At 73.3% G+C, this 11,559-nt stretch carries 11 protein-coding genes; 3 read left to right on the top strand and 8 right to left on the bottom strand.

The genetic code is table 11. From position 1 onward, the window contains the following. Positions 1-26 precede the first annotated feature (26 nt). Genes K1T35_RS21545 through K1T35_RS21535 form a run of 3 tightly spaced genes read left to right on the top strand, consistent with a single transcriptional unit; the run spans position 27 to position 2,820 of the window. Positions 27-1,322 (top strand): GAF domain-containing sensor histidine kinase, encoded by a 1,296-nt coding sequence (locus tag K1T35_RS21545; RefSeq protein ID WP_255622386.1) that lies wholly within the window; start codon positions 27-29, stop codon positions 1,320-1,322. Further along, positions 1,319-2,020 (top strand): response regulator transcription factor, encoded by a 702-nt coding sequence (locus K1T35_RS21540; protein WP_255622385.1) that lies wholly within the window; start codon positions 1,319-1,321, stop codon positions 2,018-2,020. Before K1T35_RS21545 ends, K1T35_RS21540 begins: the two co-directional genes overlap by 4 nt. After that, positions 2,017-2,820, top strand: coding sequence for an IclR family transcriptional regulator (locus tag K1T35_RS21535; RefSeq protein WP_220261913.1), 804 nt, complete (start codon positions 2,017-2,019; stop codon positions 2,818-2,820). Before K1T35_RS21540 ends, K1T35_RS21535 begins: the two co-directional genes overlap by 4 nt. A gap of 104 nt (positions 2,821-2,924) precedes the next feature. Here K1T35_RS21535 and K1T35_RS21530 read toward each other — a convergent pair whose 3' ends face one another. Genes K1T35_RS21530 through K1T35_RS21495 form a run of 8 tightly spaced genes read right to left on the bottom strand, consistent with a single transcriptional unit; the run spans position 2,925 to position 11,558 of the window. Further along, positions 2,925-3,935: an amidohydrolase family protein gene (locus tag K1T35_RS21530; protein WP_220261912.1), complete on the bottom strand. Its 1,011-nt coding sequence runs from the start codon at positions 3,933-3,935 to the stop codon at positions 2,925-2,927. 8 nt (positions 3,936-3,943) lie between these two features. After that, positions 3,944-5,050, bottom strand: coding sequence for a zinc-binding dehydrogenase (locus K1T35_RS21525; protein ID WP_255622384.1), 1,107 nt, complete (start codon positions 5,048-5,050; stop codon positions 3,944-3,946). A gap of 54 nt (positions 5,051-5,104) precedes the next feature. Further along, entirely contained in the window at positions 5,105-6,172 is a 1,068-nt protein-coding gene (locus K1T35_RS21520; protein ID WP_220261911.1) for a hypothetical protein, read from the bottom strand. Continuing rightward, the gene (locus tag K1T35_RS21515) at positions 6,169-6,723 is read right to left on the bottom strand and encodes a UGSC family (seleno)protein (protein WP_255622383.1); all 555 of its coding nucleotides are present in this window, start codon (positions 6,721-6,723) and stop codon (positions 6,169-6,171) included. The genes K1T35_RS21520 and K1T35_RS21515 overlap by 4 nt, the downstream gene beginning before the upstream one ends. Before the next feature lie 16 nt (positions 6,724-6,739). Beyond that, the gene (locus tag K1T35_RS21510; RefSeq protein ID WP_220261910.1) at positions 6,740-8,029 is read right to left on the bottom strand and encodes a phenylacetate--CoA ligase family protein; all 1,290 of its coding nucleotides are present in this window, start codon (positions 8,027-8,029) and stop codon (positions 6,740-6,742) included. Positions 8,030-8,033: 4 nt separating this feature from the next. Then, the gene (locus K1T35_RS21505; protein WP_220261909.1) at positions 8,034-9,152 is read right to left on the bottom strand and encodes an NDMA-dependent alcohol dehydrogenase; all 1,119 of its coding nucleotides are present in this window, start codon (positions 9,150-9,152) and stop codon (positions 8,034-8,036) included. Further along, positions 9,149-10,081 (bottom strand): LLM class F420-dependent oxidoreductase, encoded by a 933-nt coding sequence (locus K1T35_RS21500; protein WP_220262740.1) that lies wholly within the window; start codon positions 10,079-10,081, stop codon positions 9,149-9,151. Before K1T35_RS21500 ends, K1T35_RS21505 begins: the two co-directional genes overlap by 4 nt. Positions 10,082-10,103: 22 nt before the next feature. Continuing rightward, the gene (locus K1T35_RS21495; protein WP_220261908.1) at positions 10,104-11,558 is read right to left on the bottom strand and encodes an aldehyde dehydrogenase; all 1,455 of its coding nucleotides are present in this window, start codon (positions 11,556-11,558) and stop codon (positions 10,104-10,106) included. Between the last annotated feature and the right edge of the window lies 1 nt (position 11,559).

The following is an 11,559-nucleotide window of genomic DNA, read 5'->3' as shown; positions in this document are numbered from 1 at the left end:
AAGGTGACGCAGACGAAGGGGTCGGCGTGACGGAAGTGCTCACCCGGAAGGAGCGGCTCGCAGCGGGCTCGCGGTGCCCGGAATGCGGGGGTGCGCTCGACCCGAGCCCGGAGGACGCTCGGCGCGGGCAGCGCAGGCTCGCGGCGATCGCCCGCGCGGCGTCGAGCGTCGCCGACGCGGCGTCGCTGAGCGTCACCCTCGACGTCGTCGCGAACGAGGTGGTGCAGGCAGAGCACATCGCGGCCGTGCAGATCCTGCGGGTCGAGGGCGGCACCATGCGGGTCGTCGGCAAGGCCGGCTTCACCGACGCGGAGGACTTCACCGACCGGCTCGAGGACTGCAGGCGCCTCGGCGCTCGGATGATGTTCGTCGAGGCCTTCGAGTCGTGCCGGCGGATCGTCGTGCCGCACCGCAAGGCCGCCGTGATGGCCGACCCGGCATGGGAACCGCTCCACCGGATCATGGGCGCCCCCGAGTGGGACGCCTTCGCGGCGGTCCCGCTGGTCGTGCGGGGCCGGGCGGTCGGTGTGCTCAACGCCTTCTACAAGCCGGGCGAGCCGCCGGGCACGGAGGCCGTCGAGTTCCTGGAGGCGATGGCCGACCAGGCCGCCACTGCCGTCGACTCCGCCGACCTGCTCTCCCGGTCCCGGCACGACGCGCAGGTCGCCGAGCGCGCCCGGCTCGCCCGCGAGCTGCACGACTCGGTCGTCCAGCAGGTGTTCTCGATGCGGATGCAGGCCAAGGCGCTGCAGGCCCAGGTCGCCCCCGGCCGCGCCATCCGCGCCGAGCGCGTGCAGGCGGTGGCCGACGAGCTCCTCGAACTGGCCCAGACCGCGCTCACCGACCTGCGTGGCCTCGTGCTGCAGCTGCACCCGGTGGAACTGGTCGAGCGCGGGCTCGCGGGGGCGGTGCGCAGCCACGCCGAGTCGGTGCAGGGCACCTCCGGCCTTGACATCGACGTCGACGTCGACCTCAGCGTCGGGGTCGGCGACCTGCCGGTCGAGCTGCAGGAGGACCTCTACCGGGTGGTGCAGGAGGCGCTGCACAACGTCGTCAAGCACGCGGATGCGACGCGGGTGTCGGTGCACATCAGCACCAGCGGGCCGCCGGACCGCGTGGTGGTCGAGATCAGCGACGACGGGATCGGGCTGACGGCCCAGGTGCGGGCCGGCGCGCTCGGCCTGGTGTCGATGCGGGAGCGAGCGGAGCGATGGGGCGGATCGATCGAGCTGGGCAGTATGGACGACGACCGTGGGCCGAACAGCGGGGGATGCCGCGTGCGGGTGTGCGTCCCGGTGGGCGGACCAGGCCCGGCACGGTGAGCGAAGCCGCGCCTGCTCCCGCAGGCGACATCGGCGTGCTCGTCGTCGACGACCACGCCGTGGTCCGCCGCGGGCTCTCCGCCTACCTGGAGAGCGCCGACGGCATCGAGGTCGTCGCCGAGGCCGTCGACGGCAAGGACGCGCTCGACCGGCTGCAGCGCCTCGCCACAGAGGGCCGGCTCCCCCAGGTCGTGCTCATGGACGTGCTGATGCCGCGGATGGACGGCATCACTGCCATCCGCGCGGTGCTCGCCGCGCACCCGGACGTGCGGGTCGTCGTGCTCACCAGTTTCGGCGAGCTGGAGCGCGTGCACGCCGCGCTGGAGGCGGGCGCGTCCGGTTACCTGCTCAAGGACGCCGACCCGGACGAGGTCGCCGCCGCGATCCGCTCGGCCGACCGGGGCGAGGTGCACCTCGACCCCACCGTGGCGGGCCGGCTCACCCGCCGCCTCGTCTCGCCGCCCACCGGCGTCGCCTCCCTCACCGCGCGGGAGCGCTCGATCCTCGCGCTGGTGGCCCGCGGCATGTCGAACCACCAGATCGCGGCCGAGCTCTACATCAGCGAACGCACCGCCCGCACGCACGTCAGCCACATCCTCGCGAAGCTGCAGCTGACCTCCCGCACACAGGCCGCGCTGGTGGCGATCCGCGAAGGACTCGTCACCCCGCCCGATCCCACCACCGGAGGTGCGACATGACCCTGACCCCGGACGTTCCGGCGCCGCATGCCGCAGGTCGGCGCCGTGGCCCGGGGACGGCCCGGCCCACCGCGGCCGGGCGCGCCCTGTCGGTACTGGACGCGTTCGGACCGCGACACCGTTGCCTGTCGCTCTCCGAGATCGCGCGGCGCGCCGGACTGACCCTGCCCACCGCACACCGCCTCACCCGCGAGCTCGTGGACTGGGGCGCGCTCGAACGCGACAGCGCCGGCCGCTACTCGGTGGGGCTGCGCCTCCTGGAACTCTCCGCGCTGGCCCCGCGCGGCCTGGAGCTGCGCGAGGCGGCGTTCCCGCACCTCGAGGACCTGCACCAGATCACCCGCGGCAACGTGCACCTGGCCGTGCGCGACGGCATGCAGGTCGTGTACGTCGAGGCGATCCGCGCCCGCGTCCGCAACCCGGTGACCAGCCGCGTCGGCGACCGCTGGCCGATGCACGCCACCGGCACCGGGCTCGTGCTGCTCGCCCACTCCGAGCCCGACTTCCAGGAGGCGGTGCTGCGCTCGCCGCTGGAGCGGTTCAACCCGATGACGGTGACCGACCCCGCCGAGCTGCGCCGCACGCTCGCCCACATCCGCCAGACCGGGGTCGCGGTGGCACGCGGCCAGATCACGATGCCCGACCTCGTGGTCGCGGTGCCGGTCCTTGACCCGGCGGGCGAGGTGACGGCCGCCATCAGCGTGGTGGTGGAGACGGAGGGCGCCCGCCCGAGGGAGCTGGCGGCGGTCCTGAAACAGGCCTCCCGCGCGATCACCAGGGCCCTCTCCCCCCGCAGATAACGACTTCACACACCCAGTCCCGACTTCACACAAGGCCGGCCTTGTGTGAAGTGGTTGCTGGGTGTGTGAAGTGGACTGTGGGAGCGGTACCAGCGGCCCAGGGCCTATCCCACCGGCGGTGGGTCGACCCCCAGCCAGCTCCACGCGTTGTGCCAGGTGATCTGCTCCAGCACCTCCGGCGCCAGGTCCAGCGAGCGCAGCGTGCGGCCCGCCGGATCCTCCCGGGGCATCGCGGGGAAGTCCGAGCCGACCAGCAGCCGGTCCGCACCTAGCAGGTCCACCAGGTACCGCAGGGCGCGCCGGTCGAACACCATCGAGTCGTAGAAGAACCGGCGGGCGTAGTCGAGGGGCGACGGGCCGTCGTCGTGCGCGATCGCCCGCTCCGGCACGGCGGGCTCCTCGTTCCAGGTGCCACCCCAGAAGTACTGCGCACGGGGCACGACGAGCGGGAATCCGCCGCCGGCGTGGCTGAACGAGATCCGCAGGTCAGGGCAGGCGGCGGCGGTGCCGCCGGAGATCATCGACGCGACGGCGAGCATCCCCTCCAAACCCACCACGTAGGTGCCCATCGCCGAGGCGGGCAGCCGAGGCGTCGGCGAGGGCATCGCGTGCACGAACACCGCCGTGCCGAGCCGCTGCGCCTCGGTGAAGAACGGAAGGAAACGCTCGTCGCCGATCGACGTACCGAGCACGTTCGAGGCGATCTCGACCCCGCGCAGCCCCTGGTCCTGCAGGGCCTTCAGCTCCGTTGCCGCGGCGTCCGGGTCCTGCATCGCCACCATGCCGAGCCCGACGAGCCGGTCCGGCGCCGCGGCGCACAGTTGCGCCGTGGCCTCGTTGACGTGCCGGGCCAGCGACAGGCCGTCGACCGCGGGCAGGTCGTAGCGCAGCAGCGGCGGCATCGGGCTGAGCACCTCGACGTCCACGCCCGAGGCGTCCTGCTCCTCGATGCGGCGCTCGGCGTCGAAGAAGGCGTCGCGCGCCCGGTACCGCATCGTCCCGAACAGCAACAGGCGAGCGGTCTCGCCGTCGATCGCCTCCATCCGAGGGAAGCACTCGGGTGCGTCGGCCGGGTAGTCGCGCGGCAGCAGGTGGGCGTGGGCGTCGACGAGCACGCGACCTCCTAGAGGTTGGGGTGGACCGACACGTGCACCGCGGCCTCGCCCGGCACCTCGCCGGCGAGCGTCTGGATGGCGAGCTCGGTGTCGTCCAGGCCGAAGGTGTGGGTGTGCAGCTTTGCCAGGGGGAACCGGCGGGACTCGATGATCGCGATCGCCTCGGCGTAGCCGCGCGCGTCCACCCCGTACGCCCCGCGCACGGTGAGGGCCCGGTTGATGATCAGGTCGGTGTTGAGCGGCACCTCGGCCCCGCCCTTCAAGCCTGCGAGCACCACCCGGCCGCCGTGCTTGGCGGCCTGCAGGGCGTGCGTGACGGGGGCGGCCGCCATCGGCGTCAGCTCCAGAACGACGTCGGCCATCGCGCCGCCGGTGATCTCGCGGACGCGCTCGACGGTGTCCTCCGCGTCGGGCCCGTCGACGACGATCGTGTGGTCGGCCCCGAACTCCCTGGCCAGTGCCAGCTTGTGGGCGTCGGTCTCCAGACCGGTGACGATGATCGTGCCGGCACCGGCTGCCCGCGCCGCGATGACGGAGGCGAGGCCGCGCTGCCCGGCGCCGAGGATCAGCAGCGTGTCGCCGAGGCCGACCTCACCGAGGTGAACCGCCCATCGGACGCCGGCACCGAGGGGGTTGAACATGACGGCCAGCTCGGCCGGCAACGTCTTGTCGATCTTGTGCAGCACGGCGCCGGGCGTCAGGTAGAGGTGCTCGGCGAACCCACCCCACAGCGACGGGGGCACGTCGATCCCGGTGACTCCGTGGCCGTACTTGCGGTTGCGGCAGGCCTGGTAGCGCCCGGTGAGGCAGTCGTGGCACGACCGGCACGGGACGATCACCTCCAGGGCCACCCTGTCCCCCGGCTGCACGCCCCAGCGCTCCGCGGCGCGGTCGCCGATCTCCTCGATGATGCCCATGGGCTCGTGCCCGGGGATCGTCGGCCCGCGCCCCATCCCGAGGTGGCCCCGGTAGGACTCGACGTCGCTGCCGCAGATGCCGTTGGCCTCCACCCGCAGGAGCCCGTCGTCGGGGCCGGTCGCCGGGCGCGGGAACTTGCGCAGCTCGATCTGGCGCGGCGCCACCTGCACCGCCGCTCGCACCGTGTCACTCACCATGACCTCCTCCTCGGGGTCGTGAGTGGATATGCGCGCTCTGGCTCGCGTATCCACTCACGACTGTTCATGGGTCACCGCCTCGACGGGCACCGCCGTCGCCGACCACCCGGCGAACAGCCGTACGACCATCGAGATGCCCGCGTTGCGGGCCCCGGCGACCGCGATCAGCAGGTGCTTCGGATCATCGGTCGGCAGCAACTTGTCGAAGCCGTCCGGGCGCGCGCCGCTCGCGTGCCGCACGCCGTTGTCGCCCAGCCCGTCCTTCCCGACGTCCGCGAGGTCGCCGACCGTCCGCCCGCAACGTTCGGCGAGCCACGCACGGACCTTCGCCCGGTCGAATCCCGCGCCCGCGAGCAGCTGGGCGTGCTCAGGGCAGAACACGATCCCGGCCGAGGCGTGCCGGAAGATCCACGCGCCGGTGCGGGAGATCGTGTCGGCGAAGTCGGCGAGCAGCTGCTCGGCGTCGCTGGTGTGCCGGTTGTCCACGAACTCCGACGTCCGCAGCAGCGTCGCCGACACCGCGGACGCGCCTGCCGGGAGCCCGGCCTCGACGGAGAGGGGCTCCCACGGGCTCTCCTCCTCGTTCTCCGCCACGCAGATCGACCAGCGCCCCGGCAGCCCCTGCGTGGCCTGCTCGAACACGTGCGGGTGGATGCCCAGCGCGTTGCGGACGATCAGCCCGATCGCGCGCGGGACGGTCGCGTTCGCCCGGAAACCGGGCCCGAACACGCCACCCGCCTTGTTGAACCCGAGCTCGTCACGCACCGGCCCGTTGACGACGATCAGCGGGGCCGGCCCGCTCGTCGACTGCCAGCCCCCGCCGCCGGTGGCCCGCTCGCGCATCAGCGCGTCCCATGCGGCGAGCACCACCGGGAAGTACTCCGGCTTGCACCCGGCCATGGCGGCGTTGATCGCGGCGAGCTCGACGGTGACCTCACGGCCGACCTGGGCGAGCCGCCCGATCACCTCGTCGGACGCCCGGTCGGTGGTGGCGAGGAACCGGTCCACGAGCGGCCGCGAGGCCGGCACCAGCGGCAGGCCGTCCGACCAGCCCTGGTCGAAGCAGTGCTCGATCGCGGCCTGCGCGACGTCGGGGTCGAGCGCTGTGTCGATATCGGTCATGAACCGTTCCCCGTCAGCAGGTCCGCGATGGCGCCCGCGAGCCGCGCCGCCCGCTCCCGCACCTGGTCCGGCGTCAGGATCGCGACGGGGTGCGGAGTGGTGAGGTAGCGGTAGCCTGGCGCGCCCCGCAGCGCGGCCATCGCGTCGGCCGTGGCCACGAAGGCGTCGCTGCAGATCACGGCGGCGGGCAGGCCGGCCCGTTCGAAGGCCACCCCGTCGGCTGCGGCGGAGGCGCTGCACGAGCCGCAGTCGCCCACGCCGGTGACCACCACGTCGCATTCACGGGCGTACTCGGCCACGAGCTCGTCGGCGGCGGGCAGGGCGAACGCGGTCTTGGTGCGCATGAGCGTGACGGCGGCCGCGCCGTGCTCGGCGACGAGCAGCTTGCCGACCTCGTCGAGCAGCAGCGCGGCGTTCTGTTTGGTGTTCTCCAGCAGCCCGATGCGAGCTCCGGCGAGGTCCCGCTTGCGGGGTGCTGGCGCGAACGGGGCAGCCACCGCTGCGTTGATCACAGCGGCGCCGCCGGTGGGGTCGAGGATCGCGTTCGGCACGGATGTCCCTCCGATGTCAGCTGGCGAGGCGGGTGAGCCGGGACTTCATCTCGGAGCGTTCGAGCGACCCGGGCGGCACGAGCGTGACGGCCGCGCGCACCGACAGCCGGTGACGGATGAGTGCCTCGACGTCGCGGGCGAGCTGCTCCCGGTCGCCGGGCTGCTCGCCCCACTCGACCTCCACGGGCAGCGGCGGCTCGACGCGCGGCCCGGCAGCGGGCAGGACGATCTGCACGGCCCCTGTGGTGCGCGGGTGCAGGGTCTGCACGAGGTCACGCACCGCGGAGGGGAAGACGTTCACGCCCAGCACGATCAGCATGTCGTCGGTGCGGCCCACGCAGCGGATCAGGGGAGCCCCGTCCGCGGCGCGGCCGGTGACCACCACCCGGTCGCGGGTGCGGAAGCGCACCAGCGGGCAGCACTCGCGATCCACCGCCGTGTAGACCAGCTCGCCGGTGGCGCCCGGCTCGGCGCCCACCGGCTCGCCGCTGTCCGGATCGATCAGCTCGACGACCACGTGCCGGCCGCCGGTGAACCGCATCCCGCCGCTACCCGGCTCCTCCCCGAACAGGACGGGAGCCATGTCGGCGTTGCCCAGGCCTTCGGTGACCGGTGCGCCCCACTCACTCTCCACGTGCGCGCGGAACGCCGGCTCGCCGCCGCCGGGCTCACCACCGACGAAGACCTTGCGCAGGCCGAACTCCTTCGGGTCCCGGCCGAGCCCGCGCAGGTACTCGGCCAGGTACCGGGCGTAGGAGGGAGTGGAGTGCAGGGCGGTTACGCCGAGCGTCTCCAGCGCGAGCACGGCCTTCTCCGACGCCCCGGTCCCGATCGGCACCAGGGTGGAGCCGATCCGTTCGAGGGCGTCGCGGATCGGGAGACCGCCGACGAAGAGCGTGAGGCCGGCGCCGTGCAGCACGACGTCCTCGCGCGTGGCGCCCATCGTCCGGAACGCGCGCGCCACCATGTCGGTCCACGCCGCGGCGTCGCGGCGGGTGACGCCCACCCAGCTCGGCCGCCCGGTGGTGCCGGTGGAGGCGTGCACCCGCACGACCTCGGTCATCGGCACGCCGGCGTGCCGGCCCAGCGGCGGCGCTTCGGCCTGGGAGTCGCGCAGCATTTGCTTCGTCGTGAAGGGGAACTTGCGCAGGTCGTCGAGCGTGGCGAATGCCGCGGGCGTCACCCCGTGCTCGCCGAGGTGGTCGGCGTAGAGCGGCGACCGCGTGGGCAGCCCCTCCAGCTGCGCGCGCAGCAGCTCGGTGACGGCGTCGACGTCGTCGGGCGCGACGAACCCTGGGGTGGTCACCGGGTCAGCCCTCGTGGATGACGACGCCGCGGATGTTCTTGCCATCCGTCATGTCCTGGTAGCCCTGGTTGATCTCGTCGAGCGCGTAGCGCCGGGTGATCAGCTCGTCGAGCTTCAGGTCGCCGGAGCGGTAGAGCCCCAGCAGCTTGGGCACGTCGTAGAGCGGGTTGCAGTCGCCGAAGAGCGCGCCGCGGACCTGCCGCTGATAGCTGATCATCTGGCCGGCGTGCACGGTGACGGCGTTCTCGCCCAGCTTCCCGACGGCGGTGACCGTGACCTTGCCGCCCTTGCCGACGACCTGCACGGCCGCGGCCACGATCCCGGCGGTGAGCACGCCCGGCGTGCAGATCGCGTGATCGGCCAGCTGGCCCCACGTCGTCTCCACCACGAAGTCGTGCGCGGCCTTCGCGTCCGCGAACGTGTGCGTCGCCCCGAAGACCTTCGCCATGTCCCGCTTGAACGCGACCGGGTCCACGACGACCACGTTCTTCGCGCCCGCGTACCGGGCGCCCTGCACGGCGTTGCTTCCCACGCCGCCCGCGCCGTAGATCACCACGGTGTCCCCGGCCCGCACGCCCGCCGCGTGCACCGCCGAGCCCCAGCCGGTCGGCACGCCGCACCCGACGAGGGCACCGATCTCGAACGGGATGTCGTCGGGCAGCGGGATGCACGCCCACTCCGACACCACCGCGTACTGGGAGAACGACCCGACCGTGCAGAAGCCGCCCAGGTCCTCCGCACCGAGGTGGAACCGGAACGTGCCGTCGAGGAACATCCCGGTGCCCGCGTTGAGGCCCTTCACGCACATGTTCTGGTGCCCCGTCGAGCACGGCCGGCAGGCCCCGCAGGCCGGGATGTAGGAGCAGACGATCCGGTCGCCCGGCTGGACCCGCCGCACGTCCGGCCCCACCGACTCCACGATGCCCGCGCCCTCGTGACCGCCGACGATCGGCAGCCGCACCGGCGCGTCGCCCTGGGTGATGTGGTCATCGGAGTGGCACAGCCCCGCTGCGGCGAACTTCACGCGCACCTCGTGCGCCTTCGGTTCGTCCAGTTGCAGGTCGACGAGCTCCCAGCCGGTGTGCGGCTGCCGTGCGATCGCGGCGCGGGTCGTGATGGTCATAGGGAGGCCCCCGTTCTGTCCAGCGCGACGTGCGGCAGCACCTCGGCGCCGATCAGCGCGATGTGGTCGAGATCGTGGATGTCGTAGATGTGCAGGTAGACGGTGTCGGCGCCGGCCTCGGCGAGCTCACCGATCCGCTCGGTCACCTCGGAGGGCGAGCCGATCGCGGCGTTGGCCCGCATCAGCTCCGACCCGATCACGGCGGAGCGACGGTCGGTCTCGGCCTGCGTGGCGCCGCACGCGACCGGCAGCACCGCGGACAGGCGCGCGCCTGCGGGGTCGCGCCCGATCGCCTCGCAGGCGCGGGCGAAGCGTGCGAACCGCTCCCGCAGCCCCTCCGTGCCGCCCCCGGACGTCAGCGCCCCGTTGAACTCCGACGCGAACCGGGCCGCGATCGCCGGGGTCCGCTTCGGGCCACTGCCGCCGACGATGATCGGCGGGTGCGGCCGCTGTACCGGCCGCGGCGGCGTGCGGTTGTCCTCGATCCCGTGGTGCGTTCCGGCGAAGGAGAACCCCGGCCCCGACCACAATCCAGTGATGACCGCCAGCTGCTCTTCCAGCCGGTCGAACCGCTCCGCCCGTGACGGGAACGGGATCCCGAACGCGGCGTGCTCGCGCTCGTACCAGCCGGTGCCGAGCCCCAGCTCCACACGCCCGCCGCTCATGTCGTCCACCGAAGCGACGATGGCCGCGAGCAGGCCCGGTTCCCGGAAGGTCACCGGCGTGACGAGCGAGCCCAGCCGCACCCGCGTCGTGTCGCGGGCCAGCCCGCCGAGGGTCGTCCAGCAGTCGGTCGGGTGGTAGGTCGGGTCGTTCGGGTCGACGCCCATCAGGTGGTCGGAGCGGAAGAACGCGTCGAAGCCTGCGTTCTCGGTGGCCAGCGCGAGCGCCAGGATCTCCTCGTAGCGGGCGCCGTGGCGCGGCTCCATCAGCACCCGGAGTCGCACTGGATTACCCACGGAACGACACCGTCTTCACCTGCGTGTACTCCAGCACGGCGTCCGCCCCCATCGTGCGGCCGAAGCCGCTGCGCTTGTACCCGCCGAACGGCCCGCCGATCACGCCTGCGCCCAGCGCCGCGTTCACCACGACCTGCCCGGCCTGCAGGCCGCGCGCCATCCGCACCGACCGCCCGACGTCGCGGGTCCAGACCGAGGCGACGAGCCCGTAGTCGGTGCCGTTGGCGACATCGAGGGCCTCCGCCTCGCCGTCGACCGGGACCACCGAGAGGACCGGCCCGAAGATCTCCTCGCGCGCGATCCGCATGTCAGGGGCCACGCGGTCGAAGAGCGTGGGTTCCACGAAGTAGCCGCGCTCGAAGACCGCGCCCGCAGGGCGGCCGCCGCCCGTGACGAGCTCGGCGCCCTCCTCCCGCCCGACCCGCACGTAGTCCAGCACCCGCGCGTGCTGCTTCGCGTTGATCAGCGGCCCCATCTGCACCTTCTCGTGCCACGGGCCGACGCTCACCTGAGCCATGCGCTCGGCGAGCCGCTCCACCACCTCGCCGTGCATGGACCGGTCGACCACCACCCGTGAGCCCGCGGCGCAGATCTGCCCGGTGTTGAGCGTGATGCCGGCGACGATCGCCGGGATCGCGACGTCGAGGTCGGCGTCGGGGAACACCACCTGCGGCGACTTGCCGCCCAGCTCGAGGTGCAGCGGCACCAGATTCCGCGCGCACGCCGCCATCACCTGCGCGCCCGTCTCCGGCGAACCGGTGAAGCTCATGCGCCGGATCCCGGGGTGAGCCGCGAGCGCAGCGCCCGCCTCGGGGCCGTAGCCGGTGACCACGTTGACGACACCCGGCGGGATCCCGGCCTCCCGCGCGAGCCTGGCCAGCGCGAGCGGGGTGAGCGGGGCGTCCTCGGCCGGCTTGACCACGATCGTGTTGCCCGCGGCGATCGCGGCGCCGGTGTCGGTGACGAACATCGGGCCCGGCGCGTTCCACGGGATCACGCTGCCGACCACGCCGAACGGCTCACGCAGGGTCAGGCCCAGCACGTCAGGGGACTGGGTCGGTAGCGACAGGCCCTGCACCTTGTCGGCCTGGCCCGCGATGAAGGTGAGGATCCGCGGCATCGGCGGCGGGCCCCAGTGCGGGCGGCCCACCTCCTGGGACTCCAGGCGGTCGAGCTCGGCCGCGTGCGCCTCGACGAGCGCGGCCCAGCGGGCCACGAGCGCGCCGCGGGCGGTTGCGCTGGTGTCGCGCCACGCCGGGAACGCGGCCTCGGCGGCGCGCACGGCCGCGTCCACGTCCTCTGCGGTGCCGCGGGGCACGCGGGCGAGCAGGTCACCGGTGGCCGGGTCGATCACGTCGATCGTCTCGCCGGACGCCGCCGGGACCCACTCGTCGCCGATGAGGTGGGCGTTCTCGACGAGCAGCGGTGCTGCGGGTGCGGTCGTCATC

Origin of the sequence: Pseudonocardia sp. DSM 110487 (assembly GCF_019468565.1) — a bacterium.
In the GTDB taxonomy this organism is placed as follows: Bacteria; Actinomycetota; Actinomycetes; order Mycobacteriales; family Pseudonocardiaceae; genus Pseudonocardia.
The sequence above is the reverse complement of the archived record's forward strand: the minus strand, read 5'-3'. Positions and strand labels throughout refer to the sequence as shown.